Below are 24,134 nucleotides of genomic sequence, written 5' to 3'. Positions count from 1 at the left end.
GAGCATTCCTCTTTCAAACTTTAGATAGTATAAAAGCTATCGAACCATGTTCTTTGAAAACTAGATAACATAAGTAATGTCAAGATACATCAAAAGTATCGTTCATCTTAGTAAATTTTCTTTTTAATAGATATCAATTCGCGATATCGAAATGTTGAGGTGAATTAGAAGCAAGCAGGTCGAGGAAGCGACTGAGCGAACACCGGAGTTTACTTTAGGGTAAATGAGGATGTGAGCGAAGGAGCTGACGAAGAGATGCGAAGCTTATAATTTATCGAACAAGGTTAAGTTATTAAGGGCGCACGGTGGATGCCTTGGCACTAGGAGCCGATGAAGGACGGGACTAACACCGATATGCTTTGGGGAGCTGTAAGTGAGCTTTGATCCAGAGATTTCCGAATGGGGAAACCCACTACTCGTAATGGAGTAGTATCTTTACCTGAATACATAGGGTAATGAAGGCAGACCCGGGGAACTGAAACATCTAAGTACCCGGAGGAAGAGAAAGCAAACGCGATTTCCTGAGTAGCGGCGAGCGAAACGGAATTAGCCCAAACCAAGAGGCTTGCCTCTTGGGGTTGTAGGACACTCAACATGGAGTTACAAAGGAACGGGGTAAATGAAGCGACCTGGAAAGGTCAGCCGTAGAAGGTAAAAGCCCTGTAGTTGAAACTTCGTTCCCTCCTGAGTGGATCCTGAGTACGGCGGGACACGAGAAATCCCGTCGGAAGCAGGGAGGACCATCTCCCAAGGCTAAATACTCCCTAGTGACCGATAGTGAACCAGTACCGTGAGGGAAAGGTGAAAAGCACCCCGGAAGGGGAGTGAAAAGATCCTGAAACCGTGTGCCTACAAGTAGTTAGAGCCCTATGTTTTTTCTTCGGAAAAAACCCGGGTGATAGCGTGCCTTTTGTAGAATGAACCGGCGAGTTACGATCCCGTGCAAGGTTAAGTCGATGAGACGGAGCCGTAGCGAAAGCGAGTCTGAATAGGGCGAATGAGTACGTGGTCGTAGACCCGAAACCAGGTGATCTACCCATGTCCAGGGTGAAGTTCAGGTAACACTGAATGGAGGCCCGAACCCACGCACGTTGAAAAGTGCGGGGATGAGGTGTGGGTAGGGGTGAAATGCCAATCGAACCTGGAGATAGCTGGTTCTCTCCGAAATAGCTTTAGGGCTAGCCTCATGTGTTAGAGTCTTGGAGGTAGAGCACTGATTGGACTAGGGGCCCTCATCGGGTTACCGAATTCAGTCAAACTCCGAATGCCAAAGACTTATCCATGGGAGTCAGACTGCGAGTGATAAGATCCGTAGTCAAGAGGGAAACAGCCCAGACCGCCAGCTAAGGTCCCAAAGTATACGTTAAGTGGAAAAGGATGTGGAGTTGCTTAGACAACCAGGATGTTGGCTTAGAAGCAGCCACCATTTAAAGAGTGCGTAATAGCTCACTGGTCGAGTGACTCTGCGCCGAAAATGTACCGGGGCTAAACGTATCACCGAAGCTGCGGACTGTTCTTACGAACAGTGGTAGGAGAGCGTTCTAAGGGCGTTGAAGCTAGACCGTAAGGACTGGTGGAGCGCTTAGAAGTGAGAATGCCGGTATGAGTAGCGAAAGATGGGTGAGAATCCCATCCACCGAATGCCTAAGGTTTCCTGAGGAAGGCTCGTCCGCTCAGGGTTAGTCAGGACCTAAGCCGAGGCCGAAAGGCGTAGGCGATGGATAACAGGTTGATATTCCTGTACCACCTTCACTCCGTTTGAGCAATGGGGGGACGCAGGAGGATAGGGTAAGCGCGCTGTTGGATATGCGCGTCCAAGCAGTAAGGCTGAGAAGTAGGCAAATCCGCTTCTCATAAAGGCTGAGCTGTGATGGCGAGGGAAATTTAGTACCGAAGTTCCTGATTTCACACTGCCAAGAAAAGCCTCTAGCGAGGAGAATGGTGCCTGTACCGCAAACCGACACAGGTAGGCGAGGAGAGAATCCTAAGGTGAGCGAGAGAACTCTGGTTAAGGAACTCGGCAAAATGACCCCGTAACTTCGGGAGAAGGGGTGCTCTGTTAGGGTGTTAAAGCCCGAGAGAGCCGCAGTGAATAGGCCCAGGCGACTGTTTAGCAAAAACACAGGTCTCTGCGAAGCCGCAAGGCGAAGTATAGGGGCTGACGCCTGCCCGGTGCTGGAAGGTTAAGGGGAGAGGTTAGCGCAAGCGAAGCTTTGAACCGAAGCCCCAGTAAACGGCGGCCGTAACTATAACGGTCCTAAGGTAGCGAAATTCCTTGTCGGGTAAGTTCCGACCCGCACGAAAGGCGTAACGATCTGGGCACTGTCTCAACCAGAGACTCGGTGAAATTATAGTACCTGTGAAGATGCAGGTTACCCGCGACAGGACGGAAAGACCCCGTGGAGCTTTACTGTAGCCTGATATTGAATTTTGGTACAGCTTGTACAGGATAGGTAGGAGCCTGAGAAGCCGGAGCGCTAGCTTCGGTGGAGGCGTCGGTGGGATACTACCCTGGCTGTATTGAAATTCTAACCCGCACCCCTAATCGGGGTGGGAGACAGTGTCAGGTGGGCAGTTTGACTGGGGCGGTCGCCTCCTAAAGAGTAACGGAGGCGCCCAAAGGTTCCCTCAGAATGGTTGGAAATCATTCGTAGAGTGTAAAGGCACAAGGGAGCTTGACTGCGAGACCTACAAGTCGAGCAGGGACGAAAGTCGGGCTTAGTGATCCGGTGGTTCCGCATGGAAGGGCCATCGCTCAACGGATAAAAGCTACCCCGGGGATAACAGGCTTATCTCCCCCAAGAGTCCACATCGACGGGGAGGTTTGGCACCTCGATGTCGGCTCATCGCATCCTGGGGCTGTAGTCGGTCCCAAGGGTTGGGCTGTTCGCCCATTAAAGCGGTACGCGAGCTGGGTTCAGAACGTCGTGAGACAGTTCGGTCCCTATCCGTCGTGGGCGCAGGAAATTTGAGAGGAGCTGTCCTTAGTACGAGAGGACCGGGATGGACGCACCGCTGGTGTACCAGTTGTCTTGCCAAAGGCATAGCTGGGTAGCTACGTGCGGACGGGATAAGTGCTGAAAGCATCTAAGCATGAAGCCCCCCTCAAGATGAGATTTCCTTTAGCGCAAGCTAGTAAGATCCCTGAAAGATGATCAGGTAGATAGGTTCGAGGTGGAAGCGTGGCGACACGTGTAGCTGACGAATACTAATAGATCGAGGACTTAACCAAATTAGAACGATACAATCACTTTCTTGATATGAACACATGTTATCTAGTTTTGAAGGAACATAAAAGAGTGAAAAACTCTTGATTTTCTTTCAAAAGTGACTATAATTATTTTATGTCACACTAATAGTCTGGTAATGATGGCGAAGAGGCCACACCCGTTCCCATACCGAACACGGAAGTTAAGCTCTTCAGCGCCGATGGTAGTTGGGGGCTGTCCCCCTGTGAGAGTAGGACGTTGCCAGGCTATTTAATTTTATAACTAACTGAGACGAGATTATAACAGACTATTAAAACAGTTAATATTTTCTCTATTACCGTTCCACCATAGCTCAGCGGTAGAGCATTCGGCTGTTAACCGAAGGGTCGTAGGTTCGAATCCTACTGGTGGAGCCATGCTTCCATAGCTCAGTTAGGTAGAGCACTTCCATGGTAAGGAAGAGGTCACCGGTTCGAGCCCGGTTGGAAGCTTAAAAAATTCCATTCCGGCCCGTTGGTCAAGCGGTTAAGACACCGCCCTTTCACGGCGGTAACACGGGTTCGAATCCCGTACGGGTCACCAAAGTTTTTTTTCGCGAAGCGAAAATAACTTAACTAAATTACTTAATTTTAGATTATAAATTACTTATTATTATGGAGGATTAGCTCAGCTGGGAGAGCACCTGCCTTACAAGCAGGGGGTCGGCGGTTCGATCCCGTCATCCTCCACCAGAAGTTTACTTCATATTGAAAAAGAGTATATGGAGGGGTAGCGAAGTGGCTAAACGCGGCGGACTGTAAATCCGCTCCCTCAGGGTTCGGCGGTTCGAATCCGTCCCCCTCCACCATTTAACTTCGTAGATTATGGACGAGGTTTTTGTTTGAAAAAAAGGTATATATTTATTAACTTTGTGAGAGTATATGTAAGGTATTGATGGCTTTCAGTATAAAACTACTTTCATTAAAACTTATTGGGCTATAGCCAAGCGGTAAGGCATCGCACTTTGACTGCGACATGCGTTGGTTCGAATCCAGCTAGCCCAGCCAAGTGCCATTAGCTCAGTTGGTAGAGCATCTGACTTTTAATCAGAGGGTCGAAGGTTCGAGTCCTTCATGGCACATAATGAAACGTAAGCAGTCTCACTAAAGAGACTGCTTATTTTTTTATGAGTTTTTTTAGAGGCTTAGCTCAGCTGGGAGAGCGTCTGCCTTGCACGCAGGAGGTCAGCGGTTCGATCTGCTAGGCTCCACCATAATAATACATTTTTCAAGTCATAGACTAATCAATAGTTTATGGCTTTTTTGTTGTTAAGGAAATTATAAATGCTTCTAATTGTGAATACTTGGTCAGGTGAGAAGATGCAGTTTACTTTGATTGAGAAAATATAATTAAAATAGGGTGTTTGAAATTTACCTTTGCCAGAATAAAGAGTGAGAAATGAACGTGATAAAGCCAAGCAGATGAAGTTCATTTTACCCAAGAAAAAAGAAGAAAGTGAACGTGATAAGGTTGATGAAGTTCATTTTGTCCAAGAAAAAAGAAGAAAGTGAACTCGATAAGGCGGATGAAGTTCATTTTGACTAAGAAAAAAGAAGAAAGTGAACGTGATAAAGTCAATGAAGATCATTTTGCCCAAGAAAAAAGAAGAAAGTGAATGTGATAAGATCGATGAAGTTCATTTTGCTCAAGAAAAAAAAAGTGAACTTGATAAGACAGATGAAGTTCATTATGCTCAAGAAAAAAAGAAAGTGAACTTCATCGACAAAAATTTTAAATATGCCCCATACGCTTTTCTAACTGCATATATATTCAAAAAATTGTGGAGTTGAGTCAATCGTTATTTTGAGGATACAATATGTATATTGGGATAGGTAGATTAAAGGAGGAATTAGAATGAAGAAAGAGATTTCGATAATTGGAGTTCCGATGGACTTAGGGCAAACGCGTAGAGGAGTGGACATGGGCCCTAGTGCTATTCGATATGCTGGAATAGTTGAGAAATTAGAAAATCTACATTTACATATTGAAGACTTAGGAGATATTGAAATTGGTAGTGCCGAAAGAACGAGTAACCGTGAAAGCAACTTGAAGAATTTGAAAGCGGTTGCGGAAGCTAGTGAAAGATTAGCTAGTACGGTAGATCAAGAAATAAAAAAGGGGAGATTTCCATTAATATTTGGTGGAGATCATAGTATTGCGATTGGTTCTATTGCTGGAGTAGCTAAACACTACAAAAACCTAGGCGTCATTTGGTATGATGCACATGGAGATTTGAACACAGCTGAAACTTCTCCTTCAGGTAACATACACGGAATGCCCTTAGCTGTTAGTTTAGGACTTGGAGATTCAACCTTAACGAAAATTGGAGGTTATGAGCCGAAAATCATGCCTGAAAATATTGTTATAATCGGTGCAAGATCGTTGGATGAGGGTGAAAAACAATTAATAAAAGAAATAGGTATAAAAGTGTATACCATGCATGAAATTGATAGAATGGGCATGACAGCAGTAATGGAGGATGCTATTAGTTATTTAAGAGAGCGTACAGATGGCGTACACCTTTCTTTAGATTTAGATGGATTAGATCCTCACGATGCACCAGGGGTTGGAACACCGGTTATTGGAGGAATATCATATCGCGAAAGTCATTTGGCAATGGAAATGTTAGCAGAAGCAGATGTTGTAACTTCAGCTGAATTTGTAGAAGTTAATCCGATATTAGATGAAAAAAATAAAACAGCTTCCGTAGCTGTTGCATTAATGGGTTCTCTTTTCGGTGAGAAATTATTATAGAAATACAAAATTCAGTCTGAAATGATAGTATATCTAACTTTGTCTACAATAGGAAAATCAGCAACGTAATTAATACGTTGCTGATTTTCGTTTATGTTTTAAGTTTATGTATTGGTTAATAAGTGTATCGAGTGTTGTGCTTGCTTCGATAACTTCTTGTGATTGTAAGTGGTGACTGGCTGATAAGTTTATCATCTCGGTACGTTTTTTTTCTATTGCATCTTTTAATTGGCATAATGTATGTGGCATGTCATCACCTCTTATAGTTAATTACTAGTACTATTTACCCTTATTTACCCGTGTTCAAATTTTTATAAACCTTTTTTAAACAATATTAGGGATTATTTGTTAAAATAAATTTTAGGGAGAATGAAACCTTTTTAGGCTTGGTTCGTATTATAGAGGACCGCCAACAGCGGAGGTAAGGTATGGAAGAGATAATTAAAAAGAGAATAAAGCAAATAAAAAAAGGCGATCAAGATGCTTTCGGCGAAATCGTCGATTTATTTAAAGATAAGATTTATCAACTTAGTTACAGAATGGTAGGGAACGCTCATGAGGCAGAGGATATAGCACAAGAAGCGTTTATACGTGCGTATATGAACATTCACACATACGATACGAATAGAAAGTTTTCAACTTGGTTGTATCGAATTGCTACTAACCTCACCATAGACAGAATTAGAAAAAAGAAGCCAGATTATTACTTAGATGCTGAAGTGGCTGGAACAGAAGGTTTAACTATGTACTCACAAGTTGCTGCCGATGTACAATTACCAGAAGAAGAACTGCAAAGCCTCGAACTTCAAGAAGAAATACAACAACAAATTTTAAGTCTACCTGATAAATATCGATCAGTGATTGTACTTAAATATATTGATGAACTATCTTTAAAAGAAATAAGTGAAATTTTAGAACTACCTGTTGGTACGGTTAAAACGAGAATACACCGTGGGCGAGAAGCTCTTAGACAACAGTTACGTAATGTTTAGTCCTGGAGGTGCCATTTAAAATGGAGAAATGTCCAACGCATATAAAAAATTATATGCATGATTACTTAGACGGTGATTTGGATGTTGAAAAGGAAAAAGTATTGAAGTCACATCTTCAAAATTGTCATGACTGCTATCAACACTTCCATGAGATAGAAAAAGCTATTTGTTTAGTGCAAAGTACTTCACATATTGCTGCGCCAAGTAATTTCACGCAAAATGTATTAAGTAATTTACCAAAAGAGAAAAAATCTATTAGTGTTAATCGATGGGTTCGTTCGCATCCGTTTTTAGTAGCTGCGTCTATTTTCCTCCTATTAATGGGAGGCAGCTTTATTGGAGGATGGCAAGACGATAATAAACTTTCGTTTTCTAATCAGCCGAACTTGTTAATTGAAAACAACACGGTTGTTGTTCCAAAAGGGGAAATTATTGAAGGTGATGTTACTGTCAGAAATGGTAATTTGCAAGTGGATGGAGAAGTAAAAGGGAATGTAATTGTGATAAACGGTGAAATACTAAATGGAGAAAACTATCTTGCTTCAGCTGGTAATGTAACTGGTGATATTCAAGAAATTAACGAACTTTTTGAGTACATGTGGTTTACAATGAAAGATACGTTTTCTAAAGCTTTAAATATATTTAAATAAAGAAAAAGGGTAATTCCATTTGGATAAGGAGTTACCCTTTTTATCATTGTTAGTTTTGTTAAAAAATATGATATAATAGGAATGTTACGTTTTCGTACTTAATAGATCAATCTTGTACTGTTAAAGGAAGTGTGAAAATGCCTTTTGGAATACCAGTTGGAGATTATCCAATCTTATCCTATTTTATAAGCATTTTAGATATACTATTAGTTTGGTTTGTAATATATAAGCTGATTATTGTCATTAAAGGTACGAAAGCAGTACAACTATTAAAAGGGATTACTGTCATCGTTATCGTACGTATACTTAGTAGCTTTTTAGGACTTAGTACGTTGCAATGGTTAATGGATCAGGCACTTACATGGGGATTTTTGGCGGTTATTATTATTTTCCAACCAGAGTTACGACGTGCTCTTGAGCAATTAGGAAGAGGTAAACTTTTCTCAAGAAGCGGAGTGCCGGAAGAGGAAGAACATGTGAAAACAGTGGAAGCTGTTGTGAAATCTGTTCAGTATATGGCAAAAAGGCGTATTGGAGCCTTAATATCCATCGAGAGAGAAACGGGTATGGGAGATTACATAGAAACAGGGATACCGCTTAATGCAAAGATATCATCGGAGTTGTTAATAAACGTCTTTATTCCGAATACACCATTACATGATGGAGCAGTTATTTTACAGAAAAACCAGGTTGCAGCAGCAGCATGCTATTTGCCTTTATCGGAAAGCCCTTTTATCTCAAAAGAACTAGGGACAAGACATCGAGCAGCACTTGGAATAAGTGAAGTGACAGATAGTTTAACAATTGTCGTGTCAGAAGAAACAGGTAGTATTTCGCTTACGAAAAATGGAGAGTTACATAGAGATTTAGACCCAAACGCATTTAGTGAACTATTAACGAAGGAACTGCAAGCAACATCGAAGAATGCTTCCTCAACACGTTGGCAATGGAGGGGGAAGAAAGATGGATAAATTTATTGAAAATCGTTGGTTCATGAAGATTATTGCCCTACTATTAGCTTTTATGCTATATATGTCAATTAATATTGATACAAACCCGTCACAACCTTTTGATAATACGTTTACCGTTTCAAGTAGAGACACTGAAACAATTACCGACATAGCAGTGAATGCCTATTTTGACAGGGAAAATCTTGTCGTTTCAGGTGTACCTCAAAATGTAACGGTGACGTTAGAAGGTCCAACAAGTATAGTTAAGCCAGCTGCCATGCAGCGGGACTTAGAAGTGTTTGTTAACTTAGTAGATTTAGATTTAGGAACACATCAAGTGCCACTGCAATATAGAAATTTATCCGATAAATTAACGGTGAAAATTGAACCAAGCTATACAACTGTTACCATTCACGAAAAAGTAACTCGAGATTTTCCTGTAGAAGTGGATTTCATTAATTTACATCAAATAGAAGAAGGCTACCAAGCAGAGCAGCCAATCGTTAAACCGAATATTGTTAAGGTTACAGGCTCAAGTGAACTAATTAGTAGAATTGCTCTTGTGAAAGCTAGAGTTGATTTAAAGGGTGCGAATGAATCAATGGAGCAACAGTCCCGCGTTGTTGTTTACGATCGTGAAGGAAACACATTGAATGTCGAAGTCGAGCCACCAGTAGTAGATGTTTCGGTACCTGTTACTAGTCCAAATAAATCAGTACCTCTTCGTATAAATCGAAAAGGGTCACTTAAGCAAAATCTAAGCATAACAAGAATAGAACCTGTTCCATCAGAAGTGACAATATACGGACCGAAGAGTGTGATTGATAGTATAGAGTTTATTGATAACATCGATATAGATTTAACAGAGATTGATGAAACAACAGAAATAGAAGTAGAAATTCCAGTACCAGATGGAGTAAGAAGAGTTGTCCCAGAAAAAATTACAATAAGAGTGGAAGTTGAAAAAGAAACACAAAAAACGTTCTTAAGTAAATCGGTAAATTATATCGGCCTGTCTTCAGGGTTAGAGTTAGCGTTTGTTAATCCGGAAAATGGAGTTATCGATTTGACAATATTAGGAGCTCCTAGTGTGTTAGAAGATGTAAGTAGTGAAGATATGGAACTATATATAAATGTGACAGACCTTGGTATAGGGGAACATGATGTCCCACTAGAAGTAAATGGACCACAAAATATTTCATGGGAATTACCGAGGAGAAATGTGCGAATTTCCATAACGGAAAATTAAGTAATCAATTTCATAATTACGGTTCGTTTAATGAAAAACGAATATTTTAGTGTAATTCATAATAATATGCTCGTTTTTTAAGGTGTATATATTCAGAATGCTATGCTATCATTCGTTTTTCGTATAGTAGTCATACATTATGAAACGGACTCAAGTAGTGACGAAAAAGGAGAGAATTATAATGGGTAAATATTTTGGAACGGATGGAGTTCGTGGTGTAGCCAACTCAGAACTTACTCCTGAATTAGCATTTAAAGTAGGGAGATACGGTGGTTACGTATTAACGAAAGACCAAACGAGACCAAAAGTTTTAATTGGACGTGATACTAGAATATCTGGACATATGTTAGAAGGAGCATTAGTTGCAGGACTTCTATCCATTGGTGCAGAAGTAATGCGTTTAGGTGTTATTTCTACTCCTGGAGTAGCCTACTTAACAAAAGCTCTTGGTGCACAAGCTGGTGTTATGATTTCTGCCTCTCATAACCCTGTGCAAGATAACGGTATTAAGTTTTTTGGACCAGATGGTTTTAAGCTTTCTGATGAACAAGAAGCGGAAATCGAAGCACTACTAGATGCAGAGCAAGATGAACTTCCAAGACCAGTAGGTGGAGAAATAGGGCAAGTTAATGACTATTTCGAAGGTGGTCAAAAGTACTTACAATATTTAAAACAAACTGTTGACGAAGAATTCACCGGTCTACATATCGCATTAGACTGTGCACACGGTGCTACGTCGTCCCTTGCAACTCACTTGTTTGCTGATTTAGACGCGGATATTACGACGATGGGAACATCTCCGAACGGCCTAAACATTAACGAAGGGGTAGGCTCTACTCATCCAGAGCAACTTGCTAAGCTAGTGGTGGAAAAAGGTGCGGACATAGGATTAGCTTTCGATGGTGACGGTGATAGAATTATTGCTATAGATGAAAAAGGACAAATTGTTGATGGCGATCAAATTATGTTTATTTGTGCAAAATATTTAAACAGTCAAAATCGTTTGCGTCATAAAACGGTTGTTTCAACTGTCATGAGTAACCTTGGATTCTATAAAGGTTTAGAAGTAAATGAGATAGAAACAAAACAAACAGCAGTTGGAGATCGTTATGTTGTAGAAGAAATGAAAAAGGGTAACTATCAGCTAGGTGGAGAGCAATCCGGCCATATCATTTTCTTAGACTACATTACAACTGGTGATGGTATGTTAACAGGTTTACAGTTAGTTAACATTATGAAAGCAACGAAAAAGAGTCTTTCAGTACTTGCTTCTGAAATGAATAAATTCCCTCAGTTACTTGTTAACGTGAAAGTAACAGATAAACACCGTGTGACAGAAAATGCACGAGTTAAAGCTGTTATAGAAGATGTGGAAGCAAAAATGGCTGGAGATGGTCGAGTTCTAGTTCGTCCTTCTGGGACAGAATCTTTAGTACGTGTAATGGCAGAAGCTCCAACGGAGGAACTATGCTTTGAATATGTTAATAAAATAGTTGCGGTGGTTCAAGAAGAGATGGGTTTAGAATAGGTTAAAAGAGGTTAGAAGAAAGATATGCGTAAATGGCACCATAAGAGCCGTCAACGCATATCTTTTTTATATGAGTTTGTTTCATCTTATTACAGATTTGGAAAGAGAATGACAGTTCTATTGACGTAATTTGAATATGTGTGTAAGATTAAACATGTTATTTTAAAAAAGAAAGGAGCGACATTATTCACTATATTTTTAAAGCGCCTGAACTAAGCAACGTTCGAAAATTAGCTTAGTTGACGAGGAGGAGGATTATCGAGAAGTTCGGCGGATACCTCCCAGTTTACAACCAAACTGAAAGCATTTATTTAAAACAAAAAGGTGACTTTTTGTACAAAAGATAAGTGCATGGTTGAAAAAATGATAAAACATGAAATGTGGGGGCAAGATGGCCCTTACTTAAGGTATGTCTTCTTGTCCCTACAATTACGGGAGGAAAACAACTTATGTGCGGAATTGTTGGTTATATTGGAACTCAAGATACGAAAGAAATTTTATTAAAGGGCTTAGAAAAATTAGAATACCGTGGTTATGATTCTGCTGGTATTGCTGTAGTGAACGAAAATGGAGTTCACGTATTTAAAGAAAAAGGTCGTATCGCTGACCTACGTGAAGTAGTGAAAACGGATGTTACAGCAACAGTTGGTATTGGTCACACGCGTTGGGCAACACATGGAGTTCCAAGTAAGGTGAATGCTCATCCACACCAAAGTGAATCAAAGCGTCTTACATTAGTGCACAACGGTGTTATCGAAAACTATGCTATTCTAAAACGTGAATATCTACAAGATGTAACGCTTGTAAGTGATACAGATACAGAAGTAATCGTACAAATTATCGATAAGTTTGTTAATGAAGGAAGCACAGTGGAAGAAGCACTTCGTCAAACTCTTTCTATATTAAAAGGATCTTATGCGATTGCTTTAGTAGACAACGAAGAGCCAGATACCATTTATGTTGGAAAAAATAAAAGCCCATTATTAGTAGGTGTTGGTCAAGATAACTTTAACGTAGTTGCAAGTGATGCAATGGCAATGTTACAAGTAACGGATCAATTCGTGGAACTAATGGACAAAGAAATGGTTATCGTAAAGCGTGAATCGGTAACGATTAAAAAATTAAATGGTGAAATCGTTGAGCGTGCTCCTTACACAGCGGAGTTAGATGCTAGCGACATTGAAAAAGGCACATACCCACATTACATGTTAAAAGAAATTGATGAGCAGCCATTAGTAATGCGTAAGCTTATCCAAAAATATCAAAGTGAAAATGGCAAATTAGCAATCGATGAAAAAATCATCGGTGCTATCAACGAAGCTGATCGTTTATATATTATTGCTGCAGGTACTAGCTACCACGCAGGTCTTGTTGGAAAACAAATGATTGAACAACTTGCAAAAGTACCAGTTGAAGTACACGTAGCAAGTGAATTCAACTACAATATGCCAATCCTTTCTGAACGTCCGTTATTTATCTTTATTTCTCAGTCTGGAGAAACAGCAGATAGCCGTGCAGTATTAGTACAAGTGAAAGAATTAGGCTACAAAGCATTAACCATTACAAACGTTCCTGGATCTACACTATCTCGTGAAGCGGACTACACGTTATTATTACATGCTGGCCCTGAGATTGCTGTTGCGTCAACAAAAGCATATACAGCTCAATTAGGTGTGTTAGCTATTTTAGCTACAGTGACGGCAGAAACAAAAGGTATGGAGCTAGACTTTGATTTAGTTCAAGAGCTAGGCATCGTTGCCAATGCAATGGAAGTACTATGTAACATGAAAGAAGAAGTAGAAGATATCGCTCGCAAATTCTTATCTACAACAAGAAACTGTTTCTTTATCGGACGCACAGTAGACTTCTATGTAGGTTTAGAAGGTGCACTTAAGTTAAAAGAAATCTCATACATCCAAGCGGAAGGTTTCGCTGGTGGAGAGTTAAAACACGGTACAATCGCGTTAATTGAAGAAGGTACGCCTGTTATTGCTATTTCTACGCAGGAGCATGTAGACTTAAGCATTCGTGGAAACGTTAAAGAAGTTGTAGCACGTGGAGCTAATCCTTGCATCATCTCCATGAAAGGTTTAGAAACAGAAGAAGATAGCTTTGTTGTACCAAAAGTTTACGACTTATTATCTCCTTTAGTATCTGTAATCCCATTACAACTTATCGCTTACTACGCAGCTCTTCACAGAGACTGTGACGTAGACAAACCACGTAACCTTGCAAAATCAGTAACAGTAGAATAATAATAAATTATGGATAGGCGAAAGTAAGGATAAACATTCCTTGCTTTCGTCTTTTTTATGCTTAGAAAAATCAATAAATAACAAAATATAGGAGTATAGAACTATAAAATGAGAATCAAGTGTGATAGTATTTACTTGTGTTATATAGGAAAATATATTCAGTTAAAATCTTTGTTTTGATATTCTATAGTCGCAAATCTAGTAGTACTTAAATAGGTTTCGTCTTTTTGTGTGCTTTTAGATTGAAATGTTTTAGGGGATTGTAAAAATTAGGTACTGTCGCAAATTGTAGTAAAATGATACATTTAAAACAATATGTACGTCATTTGAAAAAGGCATACTTGTTGAAAAATAAGGACGCAAAGCCACAGGTCTAAGGTGTAATGCTATGACGGCTGGGCTACCAAAGGAGAAAAGTTAATGAAAAAGGAAAGTATAATAAATTGCTATATTCACTATAAAACCCCATTACAAATTACTCTGCTATATGTTATTGCAGGAGTTATTTGGATCTTTCTATCAGACTATTTAATTGAAAATTTTATAACAGACCCTAGATTAGGTTCCATGATATTATTCATTAAAAAAGTACTGTATGTTTTAGTAACAGCAGTGTTCTTATTTATACTTGTGTCTAAAATTTCTATGAAAGAAAAAAAGAAATCTGATCAAAAATTGAATATTAGCGAGATAGCATTGAAGTCCTCAAAAAAGGAACTAGAAGATGTTACGAGAGCACTAGATGAGTCGTCCATTATTGCTATAACAGACCATAAAGGTGTTATAACGTTTGTGAATAAACAGTTTTGTGAAATCTCAAAGTATAGTGAAGAAGAATTACTAGGCAAAGACCATCGAATAGTAAATTCAGGGTACCATCCAAAAAAGTTTTTTAAAGAAATGTGGCAAACGATTGCAATAGGGAAGACATGGCACGGGAAAATTCAGAACCGAGCGAAAGATGGTAGCATTTATTGGGTATATACAACCATTGTACCGTTTCTAAATAGTGAAGGAAAACCATATCAATATGTTTCGATTCGTAATGATATATCAGGCGAAAAGCAAGTAGAGGAAGCTTTACAAATAAGTAAACAGCGTTATCAATCGTTATATGAATACAATTATAATGCAGTCTTTACAATGGAAAAGGATGGCAACTTTTTAAGCGCTAATCCAATGTTTGAGAAAATTACAGGTTATCAAATACAAGAAGCATACGGGAAACATTACGGACAAATGGTTCTCCCTCAATGTTTAGACTATACAAATGAACAGTTTAAAAAAGCGGCGAATGGTGTGCCTCAGAGCTACGAGTGTAGAATCTATCATAAATCAGGGCGAATCATTCCGTTAAATGTAACGAATGTACCTATTATTGTAAACGGTGAAATTATTGGGGTGTATGGTATTGCAAAAGATTTAACAGATTTAAAGAAAACAGAAAACCAACTAAAAGAAAGTGAAGCAAAGTATCGATTAATTGCGGAAAATATGACAGATCTAGTGTCTATTATAGGTCCTGATAGAGTGTATCAATATGTTTCTCCTTCATACAAGTTAGTATTAGGGTTTCACCCACGAGACTTAGTAGGAAAGGATCCCTTTCATTTAATACACCAGGAAGACTTTGAAGGTGTTACTAAGAAGTTTGGAGAAGCGGTCATGTTAAAAGAAAACCGAGTTGCTGAGTTTCGCTTTAAACATGCAAACGGTCAAGATGTTTGGGTAGAAGCATATGGTAAGCCGGTATTAGATGAAGAAGGCAACCTTTTGCATATTCAAGTTATATCAAGAAATGTAACAGAGCGAAAAATGTATGAAGCAAAGTTAGCTGAAATGGCCTACCATGACCCACTTACAGGTATACCGAATCGAAGACTTTTCCAAGAAAGGCTAGATCAAAATATAAAAGATGCAGAAAGATATCATCGTAAATTTGCTCTTCTCTATATGGATATGGACAAATTTAAGCAAATTAACGATTCACTTGGGCATGATATTGGCGATGAATTGCTCGTACAGTTTGCTAAAAGAGTACAACATAGTTTAAGAGAAAGTGACACGCTAGCTCGACAAGGTGGAGATGAGTTTATCATCTTGTTATCAGAAATAAAAGAAGAGCAAGATGCGATTATGATTGCTGAAAGGATTCTAGCTTCTTTGCAAACACCTTGGAATATTGAAGGTCATGAATTTAATACGACATCTAGTATTGGAGTTGCCTATTATCCGTACCATGGAGATAGTTCGCAGGATTTAATGAGAAGAGCAGATAAAGCATTGTATGAGGCAAAAGAAGCAGGAAGAAATAATATAAAAACTTACAATGAATGATTATAAGTAAATTATAAGTAGAAGGGTATGGGTTATGGCCATACTCTTCATTTTTCTTGTGGTAAAATGAGTATGGAATGTTAGGAAAGTGAGGAAAAAGTAATGGCAACTATACCAAACTGTCCAAAATGCAGTTCAGAATATACATACGAATATGCAATGCTTTATGTTTGCCCAGAATGTGCTCATGAGTGGTCTGTAGAATCCGAATCAGAAATGATAGAAGAGAACGTAATAAAAGATTCGAATGGAAACGTCTTGAATGATGGCGATACAGTAACTGTTATTAAAGATTTAAAAGTGAAAGGTAGCTCCTTAGTTGTGAAAATGGGTACAAGAGTAAAAAATATAAAACTAGTGGATGGCGACCATGATATTGAATGTAAAATTGACGGTCTTGGTGCAATGAAGTTAAAGTCCGAATTCGTAAAGAAAATATAAAAAAACCAATGAAGCCTATTGTTAAGCTCTATGAACACTAACAATAGGCTTTTCTTTATTCTTCGTTACTTTTTTCATCTGTTTTCTTTTTAGCCATCCAGAAAGCTAGAATGATAAGCGGAATTGCAATAAAGAATGGAATATTAATATGACTCTGTGTCACCAGTGCTAGTAGAAATAGGGCAAAAAAACCAATAACGATATAAAGACAACCTCTCCCGAACGTTTCCATTAAAAACACCCCTTTATTTTTGGTTTTACATTTTTATATACGATTCACTAGTGTAAAAAGTTTCCACGTTTCAATGTATGAATTATTTATTTTCTTCATCACTATAATTAGCTCCAATTAGATGCAGGAAATAGAAAATAGTATAACGAAATAAGACGAGGTAATTATCTTCTTTAAAGAGGTGCGTCCATATGGAAAAATGGGTTGAACAGTTGTTTAATGATGACATATTAAAAAAAGCTGCCGGTAAGTACGGTGCAGATAGTACGGAGGCAAAGAAATTAGGCGATTTTGAAAACTATGTTTTTGAAGTAACGAAGGATTCCAAACCATTTATTTTGCGCCTTACCCATAGTTCTCATAGATCAATGGAAGAAGTAGAGGCCGAATTAGATTGGATAAACTTTTTACATGCTAACGGATTAAATGTTTCTCTTGCCCATACTTCTGAAAATAGTAGATTAGTGGAGCAACTGGATGTAGGGGATTCCTCTTTTTTTGTGAGCATGTTTGATAAAGCTCCTGGTGAGTTAGTCAAAATGCAAAGTGATTTGTTTGGATCAAAACTTTTCACATTGTGGGGGAAAGTTACTGGTAAAATGCACAAAGTTACGCAAAGTTATGAAGCTAGAAGCCATAAAAGATTACGTTGGGATGATAATGATTTAATAGATTTTCATCTGTATATGCCAGAACAAAAATTAATAGCAGAGGCGGATAAGTTAGTAAATATAGTAAAAGCACTGCCACAATCGCCGGATGTGTTTAACTTAATCCATTCAGACATACATCCAGGTAACTTCTTTTACAATGAAGGTGAGATACACGTTTTTGATTTTGATGATAGTAGCTATCATTATCTTGTGAGTGACATTGCAATACCTCTTTATTATTCCGTCTGGTTTGTACACCGAGACGAAAATTTACAAAGTCGTTCTGCCTTTGGTGCAGAGATGCTATACCATTTCTTAGTTGGTTATTTAGAGGAATATGAAATGTCGGATGACTGGCTAAAGCGAATTCCACTGTTTTTAAAGCTACGCGATTATGAACTATATTCTGTTTTTCATAAAAAGTTTGATTTACAGAATATGAGTGATCGAGAAAAAGCTGTTCTAAATCAACTGAAAGAGCGACTACTAACTGATGAACTGATCGTCCAATTAGAGTATGATAATCTAATTCAAAAAGTGAGAAAAAAATAGAGTTAGAGAGAGCTGTGCGTATTGATGCACAACTCTTTTTTATTTTCCAAAATCAGTATGTCGATTTTTGTAGAAAAGTAGGGAAGTTTCCTTATATAATAGATGTAGGAAAAATACTGTCACTTTTCGTTTCTGGAAAAATCTGATAAAAAAGGTGCAAATATGCGAAACAAGGCAAAAATATTGATAGCAGTTAGTGTTATTTCTTTAAGTTTTAGTTTTTTGCATCAAATATTAATCATTAAAACAGGACTTTTCATTCACAGCGTTCTTATTATGATGGCGATTGTTTGCAGTTGGTTCATGTATAAACAACTTATAAGTCTACGACAAGACTTGAACAAACATAAAGAAGAATACAACAAGTTAAATAAAGAACTAGAAAAACTCCAATATAAAAATCAAGAATATGAAATGTTGTTCCATTCGTTAGAAGGTGCGATTTTCTCATTTGATGTAAAGACAAATGAAACATACTTCTCAAAAGGAATGGAAGACATCACTGGATATAGTGCAAATGAATTTATTCAAAACCCAAATTTTTGGAAAGCCATTATACATTCAGAAGATTTGCCAATTGTTATAAAAAATGAGCAGCAATTACGTGCAGGGGAATCAACAAGAGTAGAATATAGAATCTTGCATAAAGTGCATGGTGCCAAGTGGATCGTAAATATTTCACAACCTGTTTTAGGCGAGGATGGCTCCATTTTAAAAATAAATGGTCAATTAATTGATATTTCTGAAAGGAAACAACTGGAAGAAGAACTAAAGCAGATGGCTTTTCATGATGACTTAACGGATCTCCCTAACCGTAAAGCGTTAGACCGACATATCGAGAAAGCTTTAGCAAGGTCAAAGCGTCATCACCACAATTTTACGTTAATGTTTATCGATTTAGATGACTTCAAAATAGTGAATGACACTTTAGGACACGATGCAGGTGATATGCTACTAAAAGACGTTGTGACGAGAATAAATGCTTGTATTAGAGAAGAAGATTTAGTTGCTCGTATTGGTGGAGATGAATTTATCGTAGTTTTTGAAGAGACGAATAAAGATGAAATTGAAGAAATAGCAAAAAGGATATTGGAAAATGTTTCGAACCCGTACATGATCCACGAGAACGAAGCGAAGATTTCGTTAAGTATAGGCGTCAGTATGTATCCAGACGATGGCCAGACGAAACAAACATTAATCGAAAATGCTGACAAAGCAATGTATTTCGCTAAAAATAACGGAAAAAACAATATTAAACTATACTCACCAGAATTGAATGAAATGGAATTAAAGAAGGTAGGACTATTAGAAAGATTCCTAAAACCACTTCAAAAAGCAAAAAATATTTTAGAAAAAAGCTTGGACTAAATAGTCCAAGCTTTTGTTTCGTTTAGCTTATTATGTTCGTCTACCAGCAAACAAATTAAATACGAGAGAAATTAACGCTAATACAAGAATGATGTGAATTAAGTTTCCTGCAATTTCAAATGAAAAACCTAAAAGCCAAAGTAATAGTAATACAACAAATACTGTCCATAACATAGAATGTTCCTCCTAAGGGTTTATTTGATATAATTCCTTATACGTCTTAATACCTCATAGTTTGTCATCTTAAACATAGTACTTATACTTATATCCGAATTTACTACTTTTTATCGGTTTTCCTTTATAGGTTATCCTTTTAATTATTCGCAATTTTTTGTTAATACTTGAATTAATTTCATAATTACGGTTCGTTTAATGAAAAACAAATATTTTAGTTATATACAAAAAACATGTTCGTTTATTAGGTGTATAAATACAGAATACGATGCTATTATTCGCTTTTCGTATAGTAGTCATACATTATGAATCGGACTCACTTAACTTGTAAAACAATAGTATGTAGCCCATGTATTTATATAGGGGAAAATAATGGCTGCTCTGTTAAACGCAACGATAGGAGAGTCACTAGAGAATGTAGAAAGATATCGCGACATAAAATTCCTCGATTTATCGAGTTTACCGATCAATTCCCAATGACTGCATCTGGAAAAATTCAAAAATTTAAGCTAAGAGAGCAGTCGACACAAGTAGTAGGCAATAAATGAAAAAACTAGGAATGGTTTTTTACGACCATTCCTAGCTTTTTACATATCTTCTGTACGGTACGAAACTTGATAACGTCTTATAGAGCCGTCTATCTTTCCGATTTGATCAGTAAATACTTTATCTCTGACCATTGTTAGCGTATTGCCATCTTTGAATGTAAATACCATTAAGTGTTCTAAGCCTTCAAAGCGGCGCTGCTCGTAGGAAGGAATATGAAGTACCACTTCTTCCACTTCTGTCCAAGCGTACTTTTCTACTTTTAATGTATTGGGAGTGCTCCAAGCTATTTCATCTTGGCCGAGTAATTGAAACGAATATGTACCGTTTACAAAGAATACAAGCGACGCTAAAACGCCAACAATCGAAATAATGATGCCTTTTCGGTGAAAGAAAAAAGAAATAAAAAAGAAAGCAGCTAATATTAAGCATCCGATGGCAAACATCCACCTAGAGTGAGTTGGGATTTTTATTAAGAACACAGAAGCTGAATCAAACAAAATCCCTTGCATAACAAAAGGTCCTACATAAACTAAAATTGGCATTATTAATAATGTAGCAAGTCCTGCCAAAATATAATAATGCTTCGATTCATGGTTTTTCATGACTTATATGCCCCCTTACTACTTATCTTCCATAATTATACGATAATATTTCCGGAATGTTTCATAATATTTTAAAAATATTACAATTATTACATTTATTACCTTTCATAGGATGTATAAATAAAAAATCCAGGTTGATAGGAATATCAACCTAGATAAGAATTACATTCTATTTGACGCTTTAAAAGGAATGTTATGGTACATTCTTAATTCTTGGAATCTGTAAAAATTTAAGTTGAAGTCGATATTTCGTTCGAAACTAACAACTTTTCCATCATGAAAATAAAATTCCATTTTATGAAACTCGCCTCTTTGCTCTGGTACTCGAAGAACAACTTCAGATACATCTGTCCACGAGTACTTTTGTACTTTTAATGATCCTGGCTCACTCCATACAATTTCCTCTGTGCTTATCGACTGAAAATTTAAAGTTCCATATGTAAATAAGGTTAGTGCAATTATTGATCCGGCAACTGTAATTAGAACACCTTTTCGGTGAAATAAAAAGGCTAAAAATAAGAATACTGCTAGTACTCCAGAGCCAATGGTAAACATCCATCTAGATTCTGTTGGTGTTTGAAGTAGCCATACAGACCTAGAATCGAACAAAATTCCTTGGAAAATAAATGGTCCTAATAAGATGATTAAAGGCATAAAAATTAATGCCGCAATACTGCCGATCAAAAATATGTGTTTTGTTTCATAGTTATTCAATGCAAGTCAGCCCCTTTATAAATTTTATATCTATATTTATAATATAATAAAAGTTCGAAAAATTATATATTTTTTTACAATTATTACAAATTAAAGTTGTAATAATTGTTACAAAGAGATATAATCTATTTTCTAGATGAAATAGAACTGTAAATTACTTGCACATCATAGGACTAACATACGTATTACCATGGAATTTGGACTTGGCCATTTCATGGTTTTTTGCCTTTTATGAAAGTAATAAGCTCTGTGTTTAAAGGGTGCTTTATTACATAGCCTAAGTAAAAAGTTGGAGTGTGAACGATTTTGGGAGAAAAGAAAACGCATCCTCAAATGGCAGAAGAATTAGATCGACTACAGTTCACTAGAACTTATATGGATATTGTCATTCAAGCATCAGAACTCGACGAAGAAACCTTTAAACAGAACGTAAAAGAAACGTTAGACGGCGCGGATTTTAAAGATAGTAGTTTTAGTTATATTAATATGTTAACAAATACCAATTTGTTGCAACGAACGAGAGAAGAGGTTCGTAATTTTAAAGCAATTTACCCGAAGCCGTATTTTGCTAGGGTAGATTTTTTGCGTAATGGTAAAGAGACGAAAGAAGTATTGTATTTTGGAAAAGCCTCATTATTTGATAGGGAAACACAAGATCCTATCATCGTCGATTGGCGATCTCCCATTGCCAACCTTTATTACGATGGCAGACTAGGTGAAGTTACATATGTGGCAGAAGAGGAAGAGTTTGATGGCTACTTATCACTAAAAAGACAGTTTGTTTTTGAAGAAGGAAGTTTGCAAGATATAAGAGATGTAGACTTAACAACAACAGACGAGTTGTTACAAGAGTCGCTAGCAGGAAGCTCAAGCAATCGATTAACAGATATCGTTTCCACCATTCAAGAAGAACAAAATAGAATTATTCGTGCAGATTTAAACAAACCAATTATCGTCCAAGGAGCAGCGGGAAGTGGGAAAACAACAATCGCCCTTCATCGTTTATCCTATTTTATTTATACATACGCGGAACATTTCTTACCGCAGCAATTAATGATATTAGCACCAAATAATTTGTTCATTGATTATATTTCGGAAGTACTACCGGAGCTGGGAGTCGATAACATTAAACAATCCACTTTTACAGATTACGTGAAAAGTTGTATCGGCAAAAATGTAAAACTATCACCACCTTCAGAAAAACTACAGAAATTTATTGATGACAGTCATGCTAATCCAGAAATGGTTCATTGGTTAGCTAGTTACAAAGGGTCACTTGAGTTCCGTGATGTATTGGAGCGTTATTTGAAAGATATTTTAGAAGAATTAGTGCCAAAAGATGACTTTTACTTGTCGCAATTTAAACTATATAGTGCGGAGAAAGTAGCTCGATTAATGAAGGTGGAATATAGTTATCTTCCATACTACCGACGATTAGAAAAAGTAAAAGAAGTACTTCAAAACTATGTGAAAACAGAAAAGAAAAAGCTCCTATTAAAAGTGGAGAAGTTTTATGATGATAAATTGGAGAAAGCTTTGTTTAACGATAAAGTTGATCCAGAGAAACGTCGCAGTTATGTAATAAAGGCAATGGATAAAAAAGAGCTAATGTTGAGTGAAATCCAAAAAGAATCTAGGACAGCGGCGAATGCTTATGTTAGAAATATTAATAAATATACTCTATTTGCTTATTATGATCGGTTAATGTCTAGCAAATCTTTGTTAAGAAAGTACAGTAATGGGGAGCTAGATGAGTATCAAATTACTTTTATGTATGATTCCTTCATGAAGCTACGTGCGAAACGTTCTTATGAATTGGAAGATTTGGCTGCACTTTTGTATTTACGACATAAGCTGTTCGGAGTAGACAAAGAATTACGTGTGAAAAATGTGGTGATTGATGAAGCGCAAGACTATAGTTATTTTCAATTATATGCATTGAAAAGTGCCTTGGAAACGGACATGTTTACAATAGTAGGTGACTTAGCCCAAGGTATCCACTCTTATAGAGGCATTACAGACTGGCACAAAGTGAAACAAGAGATTTTCCCACGTGCTACATATACGACGTTACAAAAAAGTTACCGGACAACGGTAGAAATTATGAATATAGCCAATCAAATATTGTCATTGTTACGGATGGACTTACCTAAAGTAGAACCGGTTGTTCGTCACGGCGAAGTACCGAGGTTTTTGGCCTGTGAAGAGGATGAAGTCGCAGCTGAACTAGATGGGTTGATTCAGAACTTTCGCGGTCAAGGAATGAAAACGATCGCGATTGTTGGAAAGACGGAGCGGGAGTGCAAGAATATCGAGAAGTTGTTGAATGGAGTTGGCACTCCTTTTGCCACACAACTTTTGCGTGAGAACGAGGAAATTAATCAAAAAGATGTAGTAATTGTTCACGCTACGTTAGCGAAAGGGTTAGAATTTGATGCAGTAATTATTTGTTCGTTAGAAGAAAATTTTGTAAAGCAAGAAATTGATATAAAATTATTGTACGTTGCCATGACTCGACCGCTGCACCGCCTCGCCTTTGTAGGTAAGGGTAGGGAAGTGTTTTTATTGGACGGAGTGGCAGGGGTAGAATAAATAGCTTTGTTGTAGGAATCAAGTCGGCCACTTTATCTGACCAGGGTGTTGGAAGGAGTGGCTACTTTTTTTATATGGCGGCTTTTCACTTAATAATGGATAGGGGGGAGGGGGTATAATTTGGATTGGCGCACACAAACGGACTCTTGACGCACGGTTTTTTGTTCTAGTCGAACGCAAATGGAGGTCTAGGTGCACCACTTTTGATGGTTGGCACACACAAATAGCCTCTAGTCGCACACAAACTATCTAATATTAGCAAAATAGCATAGGAGGGTATGCTCAAAAAGACTA

The 24,134-nt window shown here is 37.7% G+C and carries 18 protein-coding genes, 7 tRNA genes, 2 rRNA genes, 1 pseudogene and 1 riboswitch; of the genes and pseudogenes, 23 read left to right on the top strand and 5 right to left on the bottom strand.

Features of this window, described 5'->3' with window-relative positions; all coding sequences use genetic code 11:
* Positions 1–282: 282 nt before the first annotated feature.
* The 11 genes from CDZ89_RS19080 (at position 283) to rocF (ending at position 6,002) form a co-directional block, all read left to right on the top strand.
* Positions 283–3,232, top strand: a 23S ribosomal RNA gene (locus tag CDZ89_RS19080).
* A 127-nt stretch (positions 3,233–3,359) separates the two neighbouring features.
* Positions 3,360–3,476 (top strand): 5S ribosomal RNA (gene rrf, locus CDZ89_RS19075).
* 74 nt (positions 3,477–3,550) lie between these two features.
* Positions 3,551–3,625 (top strand) — tRNA-Asn (locus tag CDZ89_RS19070).
* Between the two features lies 1 nt (position 3,626).
* A tRNA-Thr gene (locus CDZ89_RS19065) sits at positions 3,627–3,700 on the top strand.
* Positions 3,701–3,716: 16 nt separating this feature from the next.
* Positions 3,717–3,791, top strand: a tRNA-Glu gene (locus tag CDZ89_RS19060).
* A 73-nt stretch (positions 3,792–3,864) separates the two neighbouring features.
* Positions 3,865–3,940, top strand: a tRNA-Val gene (locus CDZ89_RS19055).
* Positions 3,941–3,971: 31 nt separating this feature from the next.
* Positions 3,972–4,056: transfer RNA gene (locus tag CDZ89_RS19050), tRNA-Tyr, on the top strand.
* 124 nt (positions 4,057–4,180) lie between these two features.
* Positions 4,181–4,255: transfer RNA gene (locus CDZ89_RS19045), tRNA-Gln, on the top strand.
* A 1-nt stretch (position 4,256) separates the two neighbouring features.
* Positions 4,257–4,329 (top strand) — tRNA-Lys (locus CDZ89_RS19040).
* A 484-nt stretch (positions 4,330–4,813) separates the two neighbouring features.
* Positions 4,814–5,038, top strand: coding sequence for a hypothetical protein (locus tag CDZ89_RS19030; protein ID WP_100334230.1), 225 nt, complete (start codon positions 4,814–4,816; stop codon positions 5,036–5,038).
* A 64-nt stretch (positions 5,039–5,102) separates the two neighbouring features.
* Positions 5,103–6,002, top strand: a complete 900-nt coding sequence (gene rocF, locus CDZ89_RS19025) for an arginase (RefSeq protein ID WP_096155925.1) — start codon at positions 5,103–5,105, stop codon at positions 6,000–6,002.
* Positions 6,003–6,071: 69 nt separating this feature from the next.
* Here rocF and CDZ89_RS19020 read toward each other — a convergent pair whose 3' ends face one another.
* A complete protein-coding gene (locus CDZ89_RS19020) occupies positions 6,072–6,251 on the bottom strand; it encodes an aspartyl-phosphate phosphatase Spo0E family protein (RefSeq protein WP_096155924.1) in 180 nt (59 codons plus the stop codon).
* A 179-nt stretch (positions 6,252–6,430) separates the two neighbouring features.
* Here CDZ89_RS19020 and sigW point away from each other — a divergent pair, with 179 nt between their 5' ends.
* The 8 genes from sigW to CDZ89_RS18975 all read left to right on the top strand — a co-directional run bounded on the left by sigW (position 6,431) and on the right by CDZ89_RS18975 (position 16,404).
* Positions 6,431–6,994: an RNA polymerase sigma factor SigW gene (sigW, locus tag CDZ89_RS19015; protein WP_096155922.1), complete on the top strand. Its 564-nt coding sequence runs from the start codon at positions 6,431–6,433 to the stop codon at positions 6,992–6,994.
* A gap of 20 nt (positions 6,995–7,014) precedes the next feature.
* Positions 7,015–7,644 (top strand): anti-sigma factor family protein, encoded by a 630-nt coding sequence (locus CDZ89_RS19010; protein WP_096155921.1) that lies wholly within the window; start codon positions 7,015–7,017, stop codon positions 7,642–7,644.
* Positions 7,645–7,781: 137 nt separating this feature from the next.
* Entirely contained in the window at positions 7,782–8,615 is an 834-nt protein-coding gene (cdaA, locus tag CDZ89_RS19005; protein ID WP_157842802.1) for a diadenylate cyclase CdaA, read from the top strand.
* On the top strand, positions 8,608–9,843 hold the full coding sequence (locus tag CDZ89_RS19000) for a CdaR family protein (protein WP_096155919.1): 1,236 nt from the start codon (positions 8,608–8,610) through the stop codon (positions 9,841–9,843). Before cdaA ends, CDZ89_RS19000 begins: the two co-directional genes overlap by 8 nt.
* Positions 9,844–10,024: 181 nt before the next feature.
* The gene (gene glmM, locus CDZ89_RS18995) at positions 10,025–11,371 is read left to right on the top strand and encodes a phosphoglucosamine mutase (RefSeq protein WP_096155918.1); all 1,347 of its coding nucleotides are present in this window, start codon (positions 10,025–10,027) and stop codon (positions 11,369–11,371) included.
* A 449-nt stretch (positions 11,372–11,820) separates the two neighbouring features.
* Positions 11,821–13,626, top strand: coding sequence for a glutamine--fructose-6-phosphate transaminase (isomerizing) (gene glmS, locus CDZ89_RS18990; RefSeq protein ID WP_096155917.1), 1,806 nt, complete (start codon positions 11,821–11,823; stop codon positions 13,624–13,626).
* Positions 13,627–13,950: 324 nt separating this feature from the next.
* A riboswitch (cyclic di-GMP riboswitch) is annotated at positions 13,951–14,034 on the top strand.
* A 12-nt stretch (positions 14,035–14,046) separates the two neighbouring features.
* The gene (locus CDZ89_RS19850; RefSeq protein WP_141395234.1) at positions 14,047–15,963 is read left to right on the top strand and encodes a sensor domain-containing protein; all 1,917 of its coding nucleotides are present in this window, start codon (positions 14,047–14,049) and stop codon (positions 15,961–15,963) included.
* 102 nt (positions 15,964–16,065) lie between these two features.
* Positions 16,066–16,404: a zinc ribbon domain-containing protein YjdM gene (locus CDZ89_RS18975; protein ID WP_100334229.1), complete on the top strand. Its 339-nt coding sequence runs from the start codon at positions 16,066–16,068 to the stop codon at positions 16,402–16,404.
* A 55-nt stretch (positions 16,405–16,459) separates the two neighbouring features.
* Here CDZ89_RS18975 and CDZ89_RS20035 read toward each other — a convergent pair whose 3' ends face one another.
* Positions 16,460–16,636 (bottom strand): hypothetical protein, encoded by a 177-nt coding sequence (locus tag CDZ89_RS20035; RefSeq protein WP_176483787.1) that lies wholly within the window; start codon positions 16,634–16,636, stop codon positions 16,460–16,462.
* Between the two features lie 191 nt (positions 16,637–16,827).
* On the opposite strand from CDZ89_RS20035, the gene CDZ89_RS18970 reads away from it, so the two are divergent.
* Both CDZ89_RS18970 and CDZ89_RS18965 read left to right on the top strand, forming a co-directional pair.
* The gene (locus CDZ89_RS18970) at positions 16,828–17,841 is read left to right on the top strand and encodes a phosphotransferase enzyme family protein (RefSeq protein WP_100334228.1); all 1,014 of its coding nucleotides are present in this window, start codon (positions 16,828–16,830) and stop codon (positions 17,839–17,841) included.
* 162 nt (positions 17,842–18,003) lie between these two features.
* A complete protein-coding gene (locus CDZ89_RS18965; protein WP_100334227.1) occupies positions 18,004–19,209 on the top strand; it encodes a sensor domain-containing protein in 1,206 nt (401 codons plus the stop codon).
* Positions 19,210–19,239: 30 nt separating this feature from the next.
* Here CDZ89_RS18965 and CDZ89_RS19845 read toward each other — a convergent pair whose 3' ends face one another.
* The gene (locus CDZ89_RS19845) at positions 19,240–19,383 is read right to left on the bottom strand and encodes a lmo0937 family membrane protein (protein WP_141395233.1); all 144 of its coding nucleotides are present in this window, start codon (positions 19,381–19,383) and stop codon (positions 19,240–19,242) included.
* A gap of 416 nt (positions 19,384–19,799) precedes the next feature.
* On the opposite strand from CDZ89_RS19845, the pseudogene CDZ89_RS20595 reads away from it, so the two are divergent.
* Positions 19,800–19,931, top strand: a pseudogene (locus CDZ89_RS20595) (hypothetical protein); the annotation flags it as partial.
* Positions 19,932–19,970: 39 nt separating this feature from the next.
* Here the strand turns inward: CDZ89_RS20595 and CDZ89_RS18955 are convergent.
* Entirely contained in the window at positions 19,971–20,534 is a 564-nt protein-coding gene (locus tag CDZ89_RS18955; protein WP_100334225.1) for a hypothetical protein, read from the bottom strand.
* 162 nt (positions 20,535–20,696) lie between these two features.
* A complete protein-coding gene (locus tag CDZ89_RS18950; protein ID WP_096155911.1) occupies positions 20,697–21,248 on the bottom strand; it encodes a hypothetical protein in 552 nt (183 codons plus the stop codon).
* Between the two features lie 306 nt (positions 21,249–21,554).
* On the opposite strand from CDZ89_RS18950, the gene helD reads away from it, so the two are divergent.
* Positions 21,555–23,840: an RNA polymerase recycling motor HelD gene (gene helD / locus CDZ89_RS18945; RefSeq protein WP_227521561.1), complete on the top strand. Its 2,286-nt coding sequence runs from the start codon at positions 21,555–21,557 to the stop codon at positions 23,838–23,840.
* Positions 23,841–24,134: the final 294 nt, after the last annotated feature.

It is taken from the genome of Bacillus alkalisoli, assembly GCF_002797415.1.
GTDB classification, from domain to species: domain Bacteria; phylum Bacillota; class Bacilli; order Bacillales; family Bacillaceae_I; genus Bacillus_CD; species Bacillus_CD alkalisoli.
This window is presented reverse-complemented; position numbering and strand designations above follow the sequence as displayed.